Raw genomic sequence first — 19,324 nt, 5'->3', positions numbered from 1 at the left:
CTATAAGTACTTAATCGCTTCGGCGTTGCATAATAGAGGATGAATTGAGGCATTTTACTGTGCATTGTCCATACTGTAAGTCTACGCAGGTAAGAAAAAATGGCAAACGAAGAGGTAAAAAAACCTAAGTAGTCAGATGTCAGTAATATCTATAAAAATAACTGACAACTGACTGTTAACCATTTTTTAGAAGCAGACTTAAGCCTGTATTAACACATCTTTAGATACTTGAGGGATGACATTCTTTGTGAGCTTTGTCACTATTTCCATAGCGGCAATTTGTGCCTTTAACCAATTAGCAAACAAGTCTCCGATAATTTTCAGTCGCCGCTGTTCGTCTAATTGAGGTTTAATGATTTCCTCAACTGCAATTATATGCACTCCTTTTGGAGTAGTTATTGGCTTGAGAATTTGTGGGGGACTAGCGGCAAAGATGGCTGCTGCAATCTCTGGTCTAAAATCGGTGCGGAGACGTATTCCTTGATATCCTCCAGCCCGGCGTATTTCGGTATTTTGAATGTATTGACGAGCGATTTCTTGAAAACTAATTTCGCCTTCTTGCAGCGCATAAAATAGTTCTAGAGCTAAATCTTCATCATCCAATACAACTTCATAGGTTACTGCTCCAACGTAATCGAGTTGGTGGGCATAAAAAAACGGTTCGACTTTTTCTGCAAATAAATGATTTGCCAATTTGGCAGATAGTAGGTTGGTTTCGGCTATTGCTTCAAAGTCGTCTAGAGAAAGATGATATTTTTCTAACCATGTCCAGGTATCTTCTGCTTTGATCAGTCGGTTGGCTAAACGCAGGCTATCTGCTGCGTGTTGCAGTTCTTCTAAACCAATTTGAATACCTGCCTTTTTTGCTTCATATTCAACAATTTTTCGAGTTGCGATCGCCTCCAATACGCTAGGTATTTGGCAAGAAAGCTTTATGTGGTCAAGAATATCATCAGGAGAAACAGTCAATACATTTGACATAATATAATTCCTCCAATTGTTAACCTAAATAAATAGGTGTTATCAGTTTTATTGAGACAATAATAATTGTATTATGTCGGACTTTAATATATTATTATTGCCTTTATATAATAATAACGTAGATATTCTATCTAGTGTGTTTATGAAAATTTATTAGTATTAAAAAAATAGATCGTATTTTTTAATACTTCTAGATATTTAGAGAATATAAATGTCTAAAAATTAAAATACAAAATTTATATTAATAAAATATGGGAATGCTTTATAAAAACTAAACCACAAGGCTCAGACAACTAACTTATACAAAAGGATATTTTTAAAGAAAGTATTTTAATGCAATTTTAGGTACTTTAAAATCTCCACTTTTTAAAGAGTGAGTCAGAATCAAAATCCCCCGAAAATTTGGGAATTTTCAGGGCATCTAGAATATTTTACTAGCGACAAAAGTACTTTTAAAACATCCTCAAAGAAGTTTGGGAGTTGTTAGCGAATAATTAAGTAGGGCTAAAATGGTGTAATTAGCTAAAAATTGTTGTAAGTTGACTAATCACTAAAGCTCCAAACCACCTTCTTGCAACTTCTTAAACGGATCTAAGATAAAGTCCATGACTCGGCGTTGACGGATAATCACCTCTGCGGTTGCTGTTTGACCTGGTGTTAGAGGGATACGTCTGTTGGCATTTTGGATATAAGGTTGATCTAGGAAGATTTCTAACTCATAGGTTTCGATATTACCTTGATTAGTCGTCTGAACTTTCGAGTTAGGTGAAATCCAGCTAACACGCCCTTTGACTACCCCATAATCTTGGAAGGGATAAGCATCAAATTTGATTTTAACTGGCATTCCTACCTTCAAAAAACCGCTTTGTTGGCTGGGCATCTGCGCCTTTAAAATCAAGGAAGTATTGTTGGGCGCAATTTGGGCAATCATCTGTCCCGGTTCTACTACAGATCCTGGTTTTTGGATAGGTAACTCAAAAATAGTGCCATCAATAGGCGATCGCACTATTCTTTGCTGCATTTGTAGCTGTAAGGATGTCACCTGGCTTCCGGTTTGAGCAATTTCTGATTGCAGGCTGGTAATTTGTGTTTGTAAGTCTTTAAGTTGTTCCTGATTTTTTAGCACCGCCAGTCTACCGGCTTGCACCACACTGCGATAGCTACTTTGTTGCTCTTGCAGACGAAGTTTGAAAAGCTGAATATCTGAGAGGGCTTGACTCATCAACGACTGATAGCGGTTCAGTTCTTCTTTTAAGCGCAACTGGGCTTGTGTAATATCAGATTTTGTTTGTTCTTGCAAACGCTGGCTTTCTTCCGCTGTTTTTTCTAGTTCCACAAGTTTGGTTTGGGGAATCGCACCCACCTGCAAAAGTTGGCGATAACGCTCAACTTCTGTGAAATCTCGCCTTAAACGAGTCTTCGCTAACTTCTGAGCAATCTGGGTAGAACTGATATTCTGGCTAGCCTGTTCCACTAGAGCCAGTTTTTCCAGTCGTTGTAAGTTATAAGTGCTCTGTTTAGCATCAAAGTTTTGCTGCGCCTGACTAACTTGGGAAATTTTTTCTAATTCTTGGGATTTATTTTGTTGCTCTTGGGTATTAATAGTCAAGAGAATTTGGTTTTTGAGAAGATTCAGTTGCGATCGCCGATTTAATAAACCTTCTAGTTTTGTCTGCGCCTGCTGCAAATCTGTCCGTAGCACATCAGACTCCAATTCAACCAAAACCTGTCCTGCTTTTACAGTTGTGCCTTCTTTGACGTTGACAGCAATAACGCTACCAGTAACAGGACTATCCAATTTTTGGGTTGCTCCTTCAGGTTCCATTCGCCCTCTAGCACTTCCTGTCTCATCAACTTTAGAAAGCATTGCCCAAGGTAAGATGATCGCAGCAAAGCCCACCAGTAAATACAACAGGGAGCGCGTCCATATTTTTGGTAAGGCATCTAGCAGTTCCTCAGTGCCGTAAAACCAATCGTTTACTTCAGATGTTTTTTGTGTTTGAGGATGAACAGTTGCACTTGCATCTTCAACTAGATGAAATTCAGTCTGCTTTTCTATGGCGAAGGCGGATGATGAATTATTAGATGGGTTTGGCATAAGAATTGGGGATTGGGAACTGGGCATTGGGCATTGGGCATTGGGCATGAGGCATGGGGCATTGGGATTGAGGTTTTGAACTCCATTAATGAGTTTTTAAAAAAGAGGAACAAGTCTTTAATCGTCCTTGTCTCTCAATTCCCATGCCCCATGCCCAATTCCCATTCAACCTGTTTGCGCTAGTTGTTGCTGATTGAGATAGAAATAATGACCTTTTTTGGCGATTAATTGATCGTGAGTACCGCTTTCGACTAAAATTCCCCGATCTAAAACCAAAATCAAGTCAGCATGACGCACAGTAGAGAGACGATGAGCAATGATTAAACTTGTGCGTCCTTGAAGAATTTTTTTCAGGTTGTTCTGAATAATTCGCTCAGATTCGGCGTCTAAGTGACTGGTTGCTTCATCTAATACTAAGAAGCAGGGATTTCCTAACAAAGCACGAGCGATCGCTAGGCGTTGGCGTTGTCCACCGGATAACATACCTCCACCTTCACCAATTTGGGTTTCGTAGCCCATTGGCATTTGCTTAATAAACTCATCTGCTCCTGCTAAACTCGCCGCTTCTATAACTTCTTCTAGGGGGGCTTCGGGATGAGCAATGCTAATGTTTTCGCGAATCGTACCGCCAAACAAAAATGTATCTTGGTCTACAACGCCAATTTGAGAACGGAGCGATCGCAGGGAAATATTGGTCACATCCTGACCATCAATCAACACTTTGCCATCCGTCGGCAGATATAGTCCTAAAATCAATTTAGAAAGGGTAGTTTTGCCAGAACCGCTACGCCCCACAACCGCTATTGTTTGCTCAGGTTTTATTTCAAAACTGAGATTTTCTAACACATTAATATCACTTTCTGGGTGATAGCGAAAAGTCACATTTTCAAATAAAATGTGACCACGTAAAATACTTATGAACTGGCGGGGTTGATGTTCTAAATCTTCTTCTGGCTCTGCTTCTAAAACATCATTGATCCGTTCAGTAGAAATAATTACCTCTTGCAGTTGATTCCATAATACAATCAGCCGTTGGAAAGGCCGAATGACATTACCTAACAACATATTGAATGCTACTAATTGTCCAATAGTTAATTGGTTTTGAATGACTTGCCATGCACCAAACCAAAGTAATCCTGTGGTTACGAGCGATTCGATACTAGAACTGAGAACTTGAAGTTGGTTACTAATTACCTGTCCGCTAAAGGTCTTTTTAATAACATTATTCAGCAGTTCTTCCCAATGCCACCGGACTGTCTGCTCAATTGCCATAGAACGAACTGAGCGAATACCTGTGAGGGATTGAATCAGATAACTGTTCTCTTTCGCTGAAGCACTAAAAACTTCCCGGCTGATGCGGCGCAAGAAAGGTGTAGCTATGAGTGCTAAGAACACAAAAGGCGGCACGACCGCTAAACTGAACAATGCCATTTGCCAGCTATACCAAAACATCAATGCCACATAGACAAACACTGTCATTAAATCCAAACAAATTGATAGTGCTTCTCCAGTTAGAAAGCGCTGAATTTTTTGATTTTCTTGGACGCGAGATACAATATCGCCAACGTACCGCGACTCAAAAAAAGCTAGTGGTAAACGAAAGGTATGTTTAATAAAACCTACTATCAGTGTTAGTCCTAGACGATTTGCTGTGTGATCTAATAGATATTGCCGCAGTCCACCGAGAGTAACGCGGAAAAAACCAAAAATTAGCAACCCTAAACCAATGGCGTTTAAAGTCAGGGTACTACCTTGCACAATTACTCTATCTAACAGCAACTGAGTAAATAGGGGTGTAATTAATCCAAACAACTGAATCAACACCGAAGCGATAAACACTTCTAGCAGTACTCGCGAATGAGGTTTGACTAAATCAAAAAACTGCCAAAATGGTGTAGCCGCTTCCTGGGTTTCTCTGAGTAGGTCTGTAGGTTGTAATAACAGTGCATAACCAGTCCAACCAGCTTGAAATTCGCTAGGGGTAAGAGTGCGTTGACCGATAGCAGGGTCGCCAATAATCACACGTTTTTTATTGACTTCATAGACGACAACGTAGTGCTTACCTTCCCAGTGCGCGATCGCAGGTAAAGGTTGTTGTGCTAATTTATCAAAACTAGCTTTCACCGGACGGGTAGCAAAACCAATACTTTCTGCTGCTGCTGTTAAACCCCGCAGTGATGCCCCACTACGGCTAATGTTGGTTAAATCCCGTATCCGGTTGACATTAAAGCGCTTGCCCCAATAGCGACTGATCATCACCAGACAAGATGCCCCACAGTCTGAAGCGCTTTGTTGTTCAAAGAACGGATACCGTTTGGTCAAGCGTCCCAACCAATGCCCCGCCTTCACTTTTGGGCTAGGAAAGTACGCTTGTTGTCTCCTTTGCTTTTCTTTTGGCTCGACGCTGGAGATTGGAGATTGGGTATTGGTTACTGGGTACTGGGTTTTGGGTTTTGGGTTTTGGGTTTTGTCAAGAACCTTTCCCAGTCCCCTGTCCCCTGTCCCCAGCCTGTCTTGGAAGTCTATTAACTCTGCTAATTGCGGCCAATGTTCTAGTGCTGATTGCCAATTAGCATTGCTTAAACTGTAAGCGATCGCTGGTTGCACTACCTCCCAACTTCCCTGTTTTGGATTTACGTAGATGTTTCCAGATGTCAATCTTCGCCCATTAGAATCCAGCAGTTCTCCCCGATGCAATAACCAAAGCTTGATATCCTTGGTAAGGTTAGCACTCAAGGAACCACTCTCCAGATTGTGCCGCTCAAATAGAGATAGCGCTTTAAACATCTCCTCAACAGAGCCATTACGCCCAATTAAGGAGTTATGGCAACATAACAGCAGCAAATCCCAAACTTCTGCACGTCTTAAAAGGCGATCGCGGATGCCCAGCGATGTGCAAATGACCTCGTGTAAAGTCTCTTGCTTGATATAGCAAAGCTTTAAGTTTACCGAGGCTCTAGCAAGATAAGGACTGAATTCCTCTTTGGGAAATAAAGTCAACTCGCCAAATGACGCTCCAGAAAACAGAGTAGTTATTAAGTTATTAGAGCTATCCAGCAGTCTGACTTTACCACTCAGGACAATATAAATTCCTGGCTGGGCTGTATTTGCTTGCCAAAACTGCTTTGCTACTGATGGTTCAACAATTTCCAGCCCTCTGAGACAGCTGTCAAGTTCCCCCTCTGACAGCGACTCACCCAAGGTTTGGGTGAGTTGTTCAGCTAAATATTGCTGGGAAAACGCTGATGGCATTTTCTGACCTCCAAAACAGTATTTGGTCATTGGTCATTAGTCATTAGTCATTAGTCCAAGAACAAGAAAAAATGACAAATGAGAAATGACTAATAAATTTAGTTATTGGTCTGAATTAGATTAAATGACCAATGCAAACTCGGTTCAGAGTTAGATTGCAAGTCGCCGATCGTAATTCCAGCATCCTTATTTGAGTCAGTTTCTTGGGGACAAGGATTTTTGCGTTTAGTGGAAAGTCCCATTTTTTTTAGCAAGCGGTTAACATGGCGATCGGTTATTGCAATCCCAAATTCATTTGCTAAATGTTTGCTTAACCATTGGGCTGTCCAGTAAGTAAATGCATAGCCGTATTCACGCGGACTATTACTTACCAATTCTTTCAAACGTTCAATGTATTGATCGTTAACAGTCTTGGGTCTACCGATTGGGCGCTCATTCCATTTGTGCGCCAGACCTGCCTCTGCCACACCAATCCAATACCGCGCCATTTCCTGAGAACAACTTAAGATTTCACAGATTTGGCTTTGAGATTTACCCATATCCGCCAGTAACATAATTTCAATCCGCCGCCGATATTCTGGCTGTAAATTCGCTTGCAAATTTTTCAACAGTGCCTTCCGTTGAAAAGGCGTTAAAAACTTGCTTTCGTGCATGTCATAGCATTCAAAAGCTTTGTCTTGAGTGGAGTATTCTGACATAATTATTATCAGTTGCCGCCAACTGTAAAATGTGGGCAGATGTGTTTTCCGCAATTGTTTTTTAAACCTGAGATATCAGGATATACAACTGCAAAATTAATTAGTCCTAGAAGGTTGATTCAATATTGACGTGGTGTGCAAATAACGCTAGGTATTATTCCCCTAGTATTCTGATAATTTAGGGATTTACTGCATTCGCTCAGATTTCAATAAATCAAAATTCGACGTTAATGGTATTCACTTGGAATAAAAATACTTAAAACCAGTAAACTACTAACTGGCTAGCCACTAGAATTTGACAGACTTTCCTGAAGCCCGGTGCAATAATGGTATTGGTTAAGACCATTGCCCCTAGTTGATGGTAATAGGCAAACACTTTCGAGCCTTCGGGTAGCCCTTATATTGATGATTTTACTGACTTCTACAATATGGGTTTGTAGATCAACCTCCTAATATTTAGGTAGGTTAAGTTTTGATTAGCAACAAGAGATTGAATCTTGTTCCGTGAATGGAACCTAAAAATAGTCAAGGTCAGGTATGAGTGCAAATCTCGTTCTTAGACTATCCGACAAACTAGCTAGCTGATCATCAGCAGATAGTAATAAATTTGAACCTATCTGGAAGAAAAGTTCAATCAAAAAGTGACAGTTACTTAATCTTTACCTTAATCCACTATTCTTTATTTAAGAACAATCCTACATCTAGTCAATAGTTTTTACAATAAATAAGAAAATCTCATCAAATCTTGACAATATCTTTATTAAGATTTGACAATTTATCTTTTTGAAAAAGTAACAGCTTAGTTATTGACTTTTCTGCTGAAACAATGATTGCTAATTTAAATTTTCTTATCATAATAATGTCTAAAATATCTCACTTATTTTTAGCTAAAAAGATAGTATTTCTATCAATTTATAGTAGGTTTACATCTGTCCATAGTAGGAAAACTACATACATTACTATCTGCCATATTTCTTATGTCGATATCTATCTATAGGATGAAAATAATTTAGGTTGGCGCAAAAGATTGCTAATACTTATTAAACTTACAGTATAAAAATCTAGCTATAGTTAAATGTGATTTAAAACAATTACCTAACTTACGTATGTTTAAAAAATCAAATCAGATTACTATATATGTAGATGTATTTGTAACGAATTAGCTCTACAGAAATCCTGAATGATTTGTGAGTAACTAGATTCTCATAAATCAAGTAGGCTTGCCATAGCTTGAGTTGATCATTCATTGGTATTCATTAAAATAAGTATATTTTGCTACCTTTGATTCAGTATACTTTAGCTTTATTAAGGGATCTTCTGAATTTACTGGTAATTAGCGTTTAGTCACAAGTACTCGAGTAACTACTCAAATCAAATAATTTCCTTCATTATCGGGAAATGACTGAGGACAAAGTGTAGTAACAAGGAGAAACTAAATCAGGAACCAAAACCTCTGGAGTTCCCAGAGGTTTTTTCTTTAAACTACGCTTTTTTATGTAGGAGCGATCGCCCCGTATACACTTCTATCAGGGGGTTCTCTAAGCAAGCGATGTCCGACGACAAGCTGCGGCGTATCTAAGCATTTGACAATCTAGCGATGAAGCAGCAAAAATTGCCCCTCCGTCAGGTGAACTGGAGTAAGGTGAACTACCTACACTGACTCAACGAGAGTTATTGTAGGCTTCCTGTCCAACAGAAAGTGTAGTAGTAGATTTCTTGCGTCCTCTACTACTATGACTTACATCTGGGTGACAAGCTTTATCCCCCGTTCCAGAGGTCAAAATTCGTAGTCTCACATCTTGCAGCTAGCCCTAGCGATTAGAAATCGCGGCTATACAAACGAACGCGAGTGCGTCTCGTAGAGAAGTCCGCCTCCGCAAACTAACGCAAAACCAAGGCTTTTCAACCTGCGGAGGCAGGTTTTGTCTCGTGTAGCCGCGACTTCTAGTCGCCTGGTGCAAGATATAAGTAGTCCGTTAATGTCCGGATCATGCTTTATGTGGCACTTTTCACAAGTCCAGAATCTTAATATCTAGCGGCAAACTACCAACTTGAGTAAGACACACATGACAGGTTTTTGAACTAGGGAAAAATCTATCAACCTCTTGATAAATCTTTCCTTCCATTTCTGCTTTGTATTTAAGCATGGTGCAAAATATCCCCAGCCAACCTAATGAATAGATTTGGCTAGACAGTGGTTTTGTATCATGCCCTTAATATTAAGGTTTTCAATCACAATTATTTGGTTTTTGTTGACTATCCTACATCAGTATTCTAAATATAGAACTATTGCCAACCTTATAATTAGCGGATAAATTGTACTTCTTTGGAGTCGTTGTTACCGTATTTTAATCTATGTTTGCTAAACCCAAAATACTTTTATCATGGCTTGTATTATTACTCAGTTTTACAAGTCTATTTCTTAGCTCTTGGATTATTCTTCCTGCTCCAAATATGTTTTTACTCACGCTAGCAGTGGGAGCGCCAGAAGTCAGTCCTTGCTTATTGTTATTAAATTTTCTCTTTTTATTGCTGTCTTTGTTTTACATTCGTCGCCGGAGATTACAGCATTTAGCTTGTATTTTCAGTTTAATTGGATTGCTACTTTGTGGATGGGTGTTAGTGAATATCCCAATAACTCAAATGCAGATGGCTAAAGCGATGAAACAAGGATTGGGAGCAAATTATCTAGAGCAAATTCCAGTTCAAGTAAGGGCTAAGATGCAAACCCATCCTTTTGACTTAGTTAATTTCTTCCGGGGTATTCCATTAGGTAAAATCCGTTATCAAAAAGATATTATCTTTGCTTCTCCTACGGGAGTGCCTTTAAAAATGGAAGTTTACCAACCCTCAAAAGTAGGGAAATATCCAGCCGTGGTAGTAATTTATGGTGGAGCTTGGCAATATGGCAATCCTCATGCCAATTCTGAGTTTAATCAATATATTTCTAATCATGGATATACGGTATTTGCGATCGACTATCGACACGCACCTCAATATCGTTTTCCATCTCAGTTAGATGATGTACGTACAGCCCTGAATTTCATTCGCAAACATGCAGCTGAATATGAAGCTGATCCAGAACGGATGGTACTTTTAGGACGTTCTGCGGGAGCGCACCTAGCAATGCTAGCGGCTTATCAAACAGATGCACCACCCATCCGTGCTGTGGTGAACTATTACGGGCCTGTTGATTTAACTGAAGGATACAAAACACCACCAAATCCCGATCCCATTCACAGCCGCGCTGTTTTAAAAGCATTTCTCGGTGGTTCTTTAGAAGAATTACCTAATCAGTATCAAATTGCTTCACCGATAAATTACCTGACGCACCCTTTACCGCCAACTTTATTAATTTACGGTAGTCGTGACAATTTGGTAGAAGCGCGATTTGGCAGACAGATGTATGAGCGTTTACATAACTCTGGGAATACTGCGGTTTTTCTAGAAATTCCTTGGGCAGAACACGCTTTTGATGCCGTTTTCAACGGTGTGAGCAATCAATTAGCGTTGTATTATACTGAGAGGTTTTTGGCTTGGGCGTTGTTGAAGTAATAATTTCATCGACGTACAGCAGATATCAGAGCATAAAGACTTATTAACGAGTATTAAAAACTCAGCCCTTCTCAATCTTCACTCCTTGTGAGGCCAGCGCCAGTTATAGCGATTCCATTCGTAGATTCCTTGAATTTCATACTCGGCGCCGTTGAAGAAGCGGACGACGCAATTAGTAGAAGAATCATTGCGTAGGCGTAGCCCGTCGTAGACATTGCTAATTTCCTCGACCTTAATCACCATACAGGGAAACCATTCCCGCTTACAAGGCCCATCCTCTTGCACCCATTCCCATAGTGCATTGGAAACTTCAATGCGATCGCCTATTCTTAACTTTAGTGCATCCTCAAAATAAGAATACTTATCAAAATGACATGACTCAACACGATTCAGCCACTGTAAACCATAGCGTTGGCGAATAAATTGTACTGTTCCAGAGTCATTTTCTAGCAACCAGTCGTTGAGTAATTGCACTTTCCAAGTGCGGTTGCGTTGTTCTTCCTCCTTAACAAACTGTAAAAATGCTTCTAACTCCTCTGGAGTAAGTTCGTCTAAGGGATTAGTAATATTTGAGATCCCGGAGGTAGAATTTCCCTGAATTTGCTCGACCACTTGCAGTAATATCTGTTTCTGCGTGTCAGTGAGAGGACAGCTTGCGGCATCACAACTATTAAAGGCTGCAAGCATAGCTGTTTCAATCTCATCTGGAGTCATAAGTTAATAGCAATTGAGGGGTTATTTCCCTAATTATCACAAATGTTAAATTAAAGTCTCCAATCACCCTGTAGTTAAATTCAGGTAAGCTGAGATTGTAAGTTAAATATTGTTTGCTAAATTAAGTCACGGGGTCTTTTATGCAGTTGCGCTCACTCACGGTGGTTTTTATTTCCTGTCTCATCAGCTTTCTATCGTGGGTGATTGTTCCCCCAGCTGTAGCCCTAACACAGATTAAACTATTTGATGTCTCTTATAAAGATTGTCCACCAGAATTAGCACAAGGGGCTGTTCTCAGTAGTGGTAGCGCAGCTGCCAATTGTTTTATTGTCATTGGCAAAGCAGAAAATGGCACTAATAAAACAGTCTACGACGCTGATATTTTTGGACGCATCTATGATGCCAATAATGACTCGGTAATGCAGAACCGCACTCGTTTAGGTTCTATTACCGAGGTGCCACCAGGCATTAGCGATTTTGAATTAAGAATTTCTGTAGCTGCGAATCAGCCTACTCCGTTAAAGCTAAAGCAGTTTAAGGCTGCCGGGTTTAGCGGTCAAGTGCGTAGGTAATATCATGTTCGATAAATAGACGGAATAAAAATTGTAGAGACGCTTTCACATTTGGCGTCTCTACAAAAGTTTTGATTAGGGTAGTAATCAAAATCCCTGTGCGAATGGCAGACGAGTTAGGGTTCTCAGAAACTCTCCAGCTAAGTTGAGTGCTAAGAAAGCTAAAATCGGAGAAAAATCCATACCACCCAATGGGGGAATAATTGAGCGGAATAGATTCAGATAAGGATCGGTTATCTGGGCTAAAGCAGCAAATGGCTGGTTATACCAGTTGATTGTCGGGAACCAGGTCAACAAAACCCGGATAATTAGCAAATAGCTATAAAAGGTGACAAAGGTAACTAGTGTCGTAATCAGTAAACTCATGGATAGCTTTGTTTCCTACTAGGTGTCAAACGCGGTCTTATCTTTTAATTTTAATTTAGTCCAAAGTCAAAAGTATTTGCGGATTCCACATTTACCACACTTGACACTTTCACCACGCCTGAACAAACCTCAGGAGTCTTTAGTGAGGGAGCGGTCATTGGTTGCTTGGGGTGAACCGCCATTAACATTTCCCAATTGCTTTCGCACTTCATCAATTGTGGCATTTAGCTGGGCAATTTTATCTTCTAGCGATCGCCGGGCCGTTTCTATGCCGACGCTTTCACTTTCTGAGGCTTTCATCTGACGCCGCTTTGCTGCTATTTTCTTAGCTTCGACTTGGCTATCTGTCAGTTCTGTCTCCTCTTCTGCTAGCAATTGAGGATCGCGTCGAGAAGCAATCAGCGCCCCGATGACACCGCCAAATACGCCACCAACAAACGCCCCTGCTACAAAACCACTGCCAAAACCATCTCGCTGACTCATATCTTTACCGCCTTCAACAAACCTTGCAACTTTTACAGTAGTTATGCTATTTTCCTGCCCTAGCTGCATACTAGCTTAAGTCCCAAAAATGCGATCGCCTGCATCTCCCAATCCTGGTACAATATACCCTTTGCTATTCAGTTTTTCGTCAATAGTAGCGGTGTAAACTATTAAACCTGGATAAGCTTCACTCAATTTTTGCAAAGCTGGTGGAGCCGCCACTACACAAACAATTCGCGTCAGGGATGGATCAGCACCCCGTTGTGTCAATTCTGCCATTGCCGCCATGATCGACCCTCCTGTTGCCAACATTGGATCGGTAATTAAGACTCGTGTTTGGGGGTCAAATTTTTCTGGTAACTTGTTCAGATAACAATGAGGTTGCAGTGTCTCTTCGTCTCGTGCCAAGCCCAAGTGGTAAATCGATGCTAAAGGCAGTAAAGTCTGCGCTCCCTCTAGTAATCCTAGCCCAGCCCGCAGAATCGGCACTACTGCCATAGGCACTTGTGGATCAATCACCGTGGCTGGACAGGTATCCAAAGGACTCTGCACCACTGTTTCTTGAGTCGGCAACCAGTCTCGCGCAGCTTCATAAGTCAGCCATCTTCCCAACTCAGTCATGGCACTGCGAAATAATACTGAAGGTGTGCCTGCATCACGGGCAACTGCCAGCCAGTGTTTGATCAGGGGATGGGGTGGAACATAAACGCGCAATTGTAGCGTCATAGCCAGAAATAGGCGCCTTTTTATTGTATAAGAACTGAAACACCATAATACTCTTTCCTGCATCCGGCTGACAGCTAAAAATTAAAGCTATCAATTTTATTGATAAATTTTTTCATTAGTAGTTGACAAGAATTCTCAATCAAAGCTATATTGTTATACAGTGTTCTCCTCTCTTTTAAGGATCGGCAGACGGGATTAGTCAGCAGTAGCAGGCTCGTCCCTCTTTTTTTTGATTGGTCATTGGTCATTGGTCATTAGTAAATATTGATTGACTCTAGACAAAAGACAAGGGACAAATAACATAGACGCTTCTGCGGCTTCCCGCAGGGTAGGACAAATGACTAAGGACAAATGACAAATGACAATTGATGCGATCGTGATTGGGTCTGGGATTGGCGGATTAGTAACAGCGACCCAGTTAGCGGCGAAGGGAGCGAAAGTGCTGGTACTGGAACGTTATTTGATTCCTGGTGGTAGCGCTGGTTATTTTGAACGCCAAGGCTATCGATTCGATGTTGGCGCATCAATGATTTTTGGACTGGGACAGAACGGTACTACCAACTTACTCACCCGTGCATTATCAAGTGTAAATGTCAGCCAAGAAGCGATCGCAGATCCGGTACAGATTCACTATCATCTACCCCAAGGTTTAGACCTGAAGGTTGACCGGGTTTATGAAAAATTTTTGCAAAATCTTATTGCTCATTTTCGCCACGAAGAACAAGGGATTCGTCGCTTTTATGACGAATGTCAAAAAGTCTTCAAGTGCCTCAACAGTATGGATTTGCTGTCGCTGGAAGAACCTCGGTATTTACTGCGCGTATTTTTTCAGCATCCTTTGGCGTGTCTCGGTTTAGCTAAGTATCTGCCCCAAAATGCCGGGGATGTGGCGCGGCGTTACATCAAAGACCCGCAATTATTGAAATTTATCGATATGGAATGTTATTGCTGGTCGGTGGTTCCATCAGCCATGACACCAATGATTAATGCTGGAATGGTCTTTTCTGACAGGCATTATGGCGGAGTTAACTATCCCAAAGGCGGAGTCGGACAAATTGCTCAAAAACTAGTGGAAGGTCTAGAAAAGGCTGGAGGTCAGATTCAGTACCAAGCTAGAGTCACCAAAATTCTTACAGAACAGGGAAAAGCGGTAGGTGTGCAACTGGCCAATGGTAAAGTATATCGGGGTAAACGCATAGTTTCTAATGCTACACGCTGGGATACATTTGCACAATTATTACCAGCTGAAGAAATGCCAGATAATGAGAAAAAGTGGCAACAAAACTACCAAAAATCTCCAAGCTTCTTGAGTTTGCACATCGGGGTAAAAGAGTCAGTTTTACCTGCGGGGACAGAGTGTCACCATATTTTGCTAGAAGACTGGGAAAAGATGACAGATGCAGAAGGCACAGTGTTTGTTTCGATTCCCACATTGCTTGACCCAGATTTAGCACCAAATGGATATCACATCATTCATGCCTTCACGCCTCACTGGATTGATGATTGGCAAGAACTTTCTGTGAGTGAGTACGAAGCGAAGAAAGAAGAGGCAGCTTGGCGAATTATTGACCGCTTAGAGAAGATTTTTCCCGGTTTAGATACCGGATTGGATTATTTAGAAGTGGGGACACCGCGCACCCATCGCCGCTTTTTGGGTCGTGAAGATGGCACTTATGGGCCAATTCCTCGGCGTAAGTTGTGGGGATTATTGAATATGCCCTTTAATCGCACAGCTATTTCAGGACTTTATTGTGTAGGGGATAGTACCTTTCCGGGTCAAGGGTTGAATGCAGTTGCGTTTTCTGGGTTTGCTTGTGCCCACCGTATTGCCGTAGATTTAGGATTTTAACGTGGATTAATCAAAGTAATTAAAGGAATAGTTACTGCTGATCTAGTGTTTTTTTGTTCTGAAAATTAGCTAGTTCTGATGCTAAAGTTTCTTCTAATGCATCTATAATCGCTTGCGGATCAACAGCTTCTTTCATAATTTGGGCTTGCGGATCAGAGCGATTTTTGACATTAGGAATATCTTCGCGCAATTCCTCAACTAAGGCGATAAGTTTCGCGATTTTCTGCTCAGAGAGCAGATTAAGCTGAAGGCTAAGTTGCGCCCGTTGCTCTGCTAATTTTTCCTGACGCTCTTGTTTAATCAACACCCCAGTTGTTACTAACAGGGAACCTGCCGTCAGTGAAAATTGTAGCCAAGAAAATGGCGGGGGATCGAATCTTGATAATCCTAAACGTCGTGGTAAAACATTAGGTGTTACCCACAAAATAATTCCTAATAGGATGCTATACAGAAATACCGGACGACCAAAAAAGGCTGTTACTGTTTCTACAACCCGTTGATGTTGAGGTACGTCTTTTTCATAACGCCTGTGCAGTGCAATGATAGCCTCTATATTTTGACTAATCGCTTCCGGCAATGGGGCAGTGGGCAAAATGGTTTGGCAAGGTGCTGAAGATGATACTTGCGGTGAATCTTTTGGATTTGGTTTATCTTGGGAGAGCATGGACAGTTTTTTTGTAGCACTGATTTCTCTAATTTAATAACTCAAGTTTTAACTATTTATCTATACTTGTAGGTAGAAAAATGTATGAAAGTACCTATAGACATATCTTGGCAGATTGTTATAGTAGTGCTACATGATGATGAGGCGGTATTCTTTAAAGGAGTGAGACTAGTATAAATTGCCAAATATTTAACTCTTATAATGAAGCAGTTATAGTAAATTCAGAAGCATATATAATTGACTAAATGATTAAAAAACAACTGAATTTAACATAAATATTCCTAGCTTATATTTAAATACATCAGACATTTAGAGGATGTTTGAAAAGTATTTGTCTATAATCTATAATTTTACGCACTTATTGATTCTCCCTTAAACTCATAAAAAAAGGGAACCAGAATAAAGGTTCCCCAATTTATCGAGCAGCTTAGAATTACTTAGAAAGTTTTAATACCTCTAGTAGGAATTTTTAAATATCCTCTTACACGGTATTTAAATTGAGATTGCAAGTCAAACGTAGACAGTTAATTTTTGGAAGTTGAAAAGTTCAGTTCCTCTTGAATACTTTTAGTGTCATCATACAGATTTGTCACTCTTGAATCATTACTTGGACAGCTAATATCTTGAGATTTTTGCCCTTGATACCTGACTTGAGTTGACGTACCGAACGAAACAGGTTTCGCACATGGTTTATATGGTAATTTTGATAATGAATTAGCTACGGAAATATCATTAAAAAACTTCGTGGCTGTGTTCACTTTTATTTCACCTACACCTTTTTTGTTGCAAACAGTGTAAGTTGCTTTTCCAGATGGCAATACGTTAATTCTATATTTGCAGGTATTTGTAGAGCCACTATTAATAATAACTGCTGGCTGTTTGGGATTTGGAGTTTGGGCAAGTATTCTCAGAGGTAAAACATATAAGGGTGTAGCTAACAATAACGAAACAAGACTAATTTTATATATATTAAAAACTTTCATTTTTACCTCACATTATTTTTTTGAGTTACCTAATTAGGTCAGGACTGATTTGAGATATCTTATGCAACAGAAGATTCTGCAATAGCACTTGCTTGGTTAATACTTGATTAAGTAATAATTAAATTCGTGAACAGTGCAGTTACTAAACAGAAATTACGGTGGCTTTTTAAAACTATAGTTGATTCTATATTTTTTAGATATGTCATTATCATGTCAATGTTATGTCAAGATAACACTCATTTTTTATGTGGTATTCCTGTCGAATATCTACTGTGGATTTCGCAATAAAAGCCTTCAGTGAGACTAATTGTGGCATTGCGATCGCGCCGGAGAAACAGTCATCAGGTGCGATAAGCAAACAGATGCGTGGATGCGGTAGGTTACGCCAAGCTGAAAATAGGTTCGTTCATTACTGTGCCTTTTCACCGCTATTTACAAAACTTTGCATAATTGTGCTTTAATGGTGAGCGGTTTTTGTTTTTCAAGAATCTTCCTCACACACAAAGCGATCGCTGATGCTACTCACACACAAAGAAAACATTGTAAAATTTAGCTGGCTTTTACCCAGTTTCTTAAGCTTGATTCTGTTTGGCTACACTGTTAAAGCTAATGGTGCGATGCCTGCGGCGGGCGTAGCCATCGCAAATTGGCATTTTGATAGCAATCGTAATCATCTGGACTTCACCACAGATGAGAATGTTCAACCGAAGGTACAATTACTTAACAACCCGACTCGTCTGGTAATTGATTTGTCTGGAGTTACATTAGGATATCCACAGACTAGTCAAAGAGTGGGGCCAGTAATTAGAGACATTCGCATTGAGCAGTTTAATGCAGAGACTACCCGCATGGTAGTTACTTTAGCACCCGGTTACACCTTTGATTTAGCACAGGTGCAACTACAAGAGGAATCCCCCAATCATTGGTCTGTGCAGTTACCCAAACCAATACGATTGACTGCAACCCAGCCGCAATATTTAGAAATAACTCCGAGTATTTCTCCAAGAGTGAATGATAATAGCACTCTCTTTGCGGGTGTAGTTCCGATGCATTCACCGATGAAAGCGCTGGAACCTCAAATTAAAGCCTTGATGAGTCGCTACAGCTTTCTGAAAACAGGAATGTTTTTTCTGGATTTGGATACTGGGGATTATTTGGATATTGGAGGCGATCGCGTTTTCCCAGCTGCTAGTACGATTAAATTGCCAATACTCATCGCCTTTTTCCAAGATTTAGATGCTGGTAAAGTCACCCTTCAGGAAAACCTAACCATGCGGCGTGACTTAGTTACCAATGGTTCTGGAAGTATGCAATATGAGCGAGTTGGGAAGAAGTACACAGCTTTAGAAACCATCACTAAGATGATTACCATTAGTGATAATACTGCCACCAACATGATTATCGATCGCTTAGGTGGAGCGGCGAAACTAAATCAGCGCTTCCGTAATTGGGGACTGAAAGACACTGTAATTCGCCATCTTTTAGCTGACTTGAGAGGAACCAACACCACAAGTTCTCAAGATATGGCGCGGGTGCTGGCTTTAGTTGTGAATAACAAGTTAGTTTCGCCACAAAGTCGGGAGCAAGCCTTAGATATTTTGCGTCACACCACAATTCACACACTGCTTCCCGCTGGTTTGGGGAAAGGTGCAGTTATCGCCAACAAAACTGGAGATATCGGCTTTCTCATCGGCGATGCGGGATTTGTAACTATGCCCAATGGTAAGCGTTACCTGGCGGCTATCTTCGTCACTCGTCCTTATAAGGACACCAGAGGGAGAGACTTTATTCGGCAAGTTTCCCAACTTGTTTACAATTACCTGAATCAAGAGAACCCGGTTGCTGCGGTTAATTCGCCTAACAGTGTTACGAGATAGCAGCGTAATTGGCGGTTAGAAACCGCGTTTACACAAACAAAACCCACACTTCTCTACAAGACGCTGCGCGTAGCTTGCTTCCCCGGAGGGGTACGATAAGCTCAGTGACCACCTCCGTGGGTTAAAAAACCTTAATTTTCCTTTAGGGACTGACAAATAAAAAAATATACAACTATTTATTGTGGGGTGGGCGTCTCGCCATTAGTGTCAACTTAAGGTTAAAACCCATTTGTCAACGATAGGTTTTGTTAGGAAGGAAGTATAAAGGTGAACTTTTTTCTGACTTTTATACGCAAGCTGGGAGTGATGCTAATAAACAAAGCATTAATAGTCCATGAAAAAGTTCGTTTTTTGTCCCTTGAAAACCGAATTTTTAAGCCTAAATGCTTATTGACATAGGAAGTTTGAGCTTAACTTGACACCAATGGCGTCTCGCCCGCCCGTAGTCGAAGGCGGGCAAGATGCCATTAGTGTCAACTTAAGGTTAAAACCCATTTGTCAACGAT

Annotated in this window: 16 protein-coding genes; 4 read left to right on the top strand and 12 right to left on the bottom strand. The window is 40.6% G+C overall.

Annotated elements, in window-relative coordinates:
• Positions 1–198 precede the first annotated feature (198 nt).
• The 5 genes from HWQ44_RS27880 to HWQ44_RS27860 all read right to left on the bottom strand — a co-directional run bounded on the left by HWQ44_RS27880 (position 199) and on the right by HWQ44_RS27860 (position 9,155).
• Positions 199–981 (bottom strand): peptidylprolyl isomerase, encoded by a 783-nt coding sequence (locus HWQ44_RS27880; RefSeq protein ID WP_292725224.1) that lies wholly within the window; start codon positions 979–981, stop codon positions 199–201.
• 550 nt (positions 982–1,531) lie between these two features.
• Positions 1,532–3,079 (bottom strand): HlyD family efflux transporter periplasmic adaptor subunit, encoded by a 1,548-nt coding sequence (locus HWQ44_RS27875; RefSeq protein WP_292725223.1) that lies wholly within the window; start codon positions 3,077–3,079, stop codon positions 1,532–1,534.
• A gap of 165 nt (positions 3,080–3,244) precedes the next feature.
• Complete coding sequence (locus HWQ44_RS27870; RefSeq protein WP_292725265.1) at positions 3,245–6,331, bottom strand: ABC transporter transmembrane domain-containing protein; 3,087 nt, start codon at positions 6,329–6,331, stop codon at positions 3,245–3,247.
• Between the two features lie 98 nt (positions 6,332–6,429).
• Entirely contained in the window at positions 6,430–7,029 is a 600-nt protein-coding gene (locus HWQ44_RS27865; protein ID WP_292725222.1) for a helix-turn-helix domain-containing protein, read from the bottom strand.
• Positions 7,030–9,038: 2,009 nt separating this feature from the next.
• Entirely contained in the window at positions 9,039–9,155 is a 117-nt protein-coding gene (locus HWQ44_RS27860) for a hypothetical protein (RefSeq protein WP_292725264.1), read from the bottom strand.
• Between the two features lie 229 nt (positions 9,156–9,384).
• On the opposite strand from HWQ44_RS27860, the gene HWQ44_RS27855 reads away from it, so the two are divergent.
• Positions 9,385–10,584 (top strand): alpha/beta hydrolase, encoded by a 1,200-nt coding sequence (locus HWQ44_RS27855; protein ID WP_292725221.1) that lies wholly within the window; start codon positions 9,385–9,387, stop codon positions 10,582–10,584.
• Between the two features lie 78 nt (positions 10,585–10,662).
• Here HWQ44_RS27855 and HWQ44_RS27850 read toward each other — a convergent pair whose 3' ends face one another.
• Positions 10,663–11,298 carry a hypothetical protein gene (locus HWQ44_RS27850; protein ID WP_292725220.1) on the bottom strand — a complete coding sequence of 212 codons (636 nt, stop codon included), beginning with the start codon at positions 11,296–11,298 and terminating at the stop codon, positions 10,663–10,665.
• A gap of 140 nt (positions 11,299–11,438) precedes the next feature.
• Here HWQ44_RS27850 and HWQ44_RS27845 point away from each other — a divergent pair, with 140 nt between their 5' ends.
• The gene (locus HWQ44_RS27845; RefSeq protein ID WP_292725219.1) at positions 11,439–11,870 is read left to right on the top strand and encodes a biotin carboxylase; all 432 of its coding nucleotides are present in this window, start codon (positions 11,439–11,441) and stop codon (positions 11,868–11,870) included.
• 87 nt (positions 11,871–11,957) lie between these two features.
• On the opposite strand, the gene HWQ44_RS27840 is transcribed toward HWQ44_RS27845, so the two are convergent.
• The 3 genes from HWQ44_RS27840 to upp all read right to left on the bottom strand — a co-directional run bounded on the left by HWQ44_RS27840 (position 11,958) and on the right by upp (position 13,445).
• The gene (locus tag HWQ44_RS27840) at positions 11,958–12,236 is read right to left on the bottom strand and encodes a YggT family protein (protein WP_292725218.1); all 279 of its coding nucleotides are present in this window, start codon (positions 12,234–12,236) and stop codon (positions 11,958–11,960) included.
• Positions 12,237–12,365: 129 nt separating this feature from the next.
• Complete coding sequence (locus HWQ44_RS27835; RefSeq protein WP_292725263.1) at positions 12,366–12,719, bottom strand: hypothetical protein; 354 nt, start codon at positions 12,717–12,719, stop codon at positions 12,366–12,368.
• A gap of 75 nt (positions 12,720–12,794) precedes the next feature.
• The gene (gene upp, locus HWQ44_RS27830) at positions 12,795–13,445 is read right to left on the bottom strand and encodes a uracil phosphoribosyltransferase (RefSeq protein ID WP_292725217.1); all 651 of its coding nucleotides are present in this window, start codon (positions 13,443–13,445) and stop codon (positions 12,795–12,797) included.
• A 358-nt stretch (positions 13,446–13,803) separates the two neighbouring features.
• Between upp and crtH the strand changes: the two genes are divergently transcribed.
• Positions 13,804–15,294, top strand: a complete 1,491-nt coding sequence (gene crtH / locus HWQ44_RS27825; RefSeq protein WP_292725216.1) for a carotenoid isomerase — start codon at positions 13,804–13,806, stop codon at positions 15,292–15,294.
• Between the two features lie 31 nt (positions 15,295–15,325).
• Here crtH and HWQ44_RS27820 read toward each other — a convergent pair whose 3' ends face one another.
• From HWQ44_RS27820 to HWQ44_RS27810, 3 genes are all read right to left on the bottom strand, one after another.
• Positions 15,326–15,958, bottom strand: a complete 633-nt coding sequence (locus tag HWQ44_RS27820; RefSeq protein WP_292725215.1) for a DUF1003 domain-containing protein — start codon at positions 15,956–15,958, stop codon at positions 15,326–15,328.
• 524 nt (positions 15,959–16,482) lie between these two features.
• Positions 16,483–16,941: a hypothetical protein gene (locus HWQ44_RS27815; RefSeq protein ID WP_292725214.1), complete on the bottom strand. Its 459-nt coding sequence runs from the start codon at positions 16,939–16,941 to the stop codon at positions 16,483–16,485.
• Positions 16,942–17,244: 303 nt separating this feature from the next.
• Positions 17,245–17,367: a hypothetical protein gene (locus tag HWQ44_RS27810; protein ID WP_292725213.1), complete on the bottom strand. Its 123-nt coding sequence runs from the start codon at positions 17,365–17,367 to the stop codon at positions 17,245–17,247.
• Between the two features lie 89 nt (positions 17,368–17,456).
• Between HWQ44_RS27810 and HWQ44_RS27805 the strand changes: the two genes are divergently transcribed.
• A complete protein-coding gene (locus HWQ44_RS27805) occupies positions 17,457–18,818 on the top strand; it encodes a serine hydrolase (protein ID WP_292725212.1) in 1,362 nt (453 codons plus the stop codon).
• Positions 18,819–19,324: the final 506 nt, after the last annotated feature.

Origin of the sequence: Nostoc sp. JL34 (assembly GCF_017114945.1) — a bacterium.
Taxonomy (GTDB): Bacteria; Cyanobacteriota; Cyanobacteriia; order Cyanobacteriales; family Nostocaceae; genus Nostoc.
The sequence above is the reverse complement of the archived record's forward strand: the minus strand, read 5'-3'. Positions and strand labels throughout refer to the sequence as shown.

Coding starts and splice junctions, on each gene's coding strand:
- HWQ44_RS27880 (WP_292725224.1), bottom strand. CDS start 981: ATGTCAAATGTATTGACTGTTTCTCCTGATGATATTCTTGACCACATA.
- HWQ44_RS27875 (WP_292725223.1), bottom strand. CDS start 3,079: ATGCCAAACCCATCTAATAATTCATCATCCGCCTTCGCCATAGAAAAG.
- HWQ44_RS27870 (WP_292725265.1), bottom strand. CDS start 6,331: ATGCCATCAGCGTTTTCCCAGCAATATTTAGCTGAACAACTCACCCAA.
- HWQ44_RS27865 (WP_292725222.1), bottom strand. CDS start 7,029: ATGTCAGAATACTCCACTCAAGACAAAGCTTTTGAATGCTATGACATG.
- HWQ44_RS27860 (WP_292725264.1), bottom strand. CDS start 9,155: ATGGAAGGAAAGATTTATCAAGAGGTTGATAGATTTTTCCCTAGTTCA.
- HWQ44_RS27855 (WP_292725221.1), top strand. CDS start 9,385: ATGTTTGCTAAACCCAAAATACTTTTATCATGGCTTGTATTATTACTC.
- HWQ44_RS27850 (WP_292725220.1), bottom strand. CDS start 11,298: ATGACTCCAGATGAGATTGAAACAGCTATGCTTGCAGCCTTTAATAGT.
- HWQ44_RS27845 (WP_292725219.1), top strand. CDS start 11,439: ATGCAGTTGCGCTCACTCACGGTGGTTTTTATTTCCTGTCTCATCAGC.
- HWQ44_RS27840 (WP_292725218.1), bottom strand. CDS start 12,236: ATGAGTTTACTGATTACGACACTAGTTACCTTTGTCACCTTTTATAGC.
- HWQ44_RS27835 (WP_292725263.1), bottom strand. CDS start 12,719: ATGAGTCAGCGAGATGGTTTTGGCAGTGGTTTTGTAGCAGGGGCGTTT.
- upp (WP_292725217.1), bottom strand. CDS start 13,445: ATGACGCTACAATTGCGCGTTTATGTTCCACCCCATCCCCTGATCAAA.
- crtH (WP_292725216.1), top strand. CDS start 13,804: ATGACAATTGATGCGATCGTGATTGGGTCTGGGATTGGCGGATTAGTA.
- HWQ44_RS27820 (WP_292725215.1), bottom strand. CDS start 15,958: ATGCTCTCCCAAGATAAACCAAATCCAAAAGATTCACCGCAAGTATCA.
- HWQ44_RS27815 (WP_292725214.1), bottom strand. CDS start 16,941: ATGAAAGTTTTTAATATATATAAAATTAGTCTTGTTTCGTTATTGTTA.
- HWQ44_RS27805 (WP_292725212.1), top strand. CDS start 17,457: ATGCTACTCACACACAAAGAAAACATTGTAAAATTTAGCTGGCTTTTA.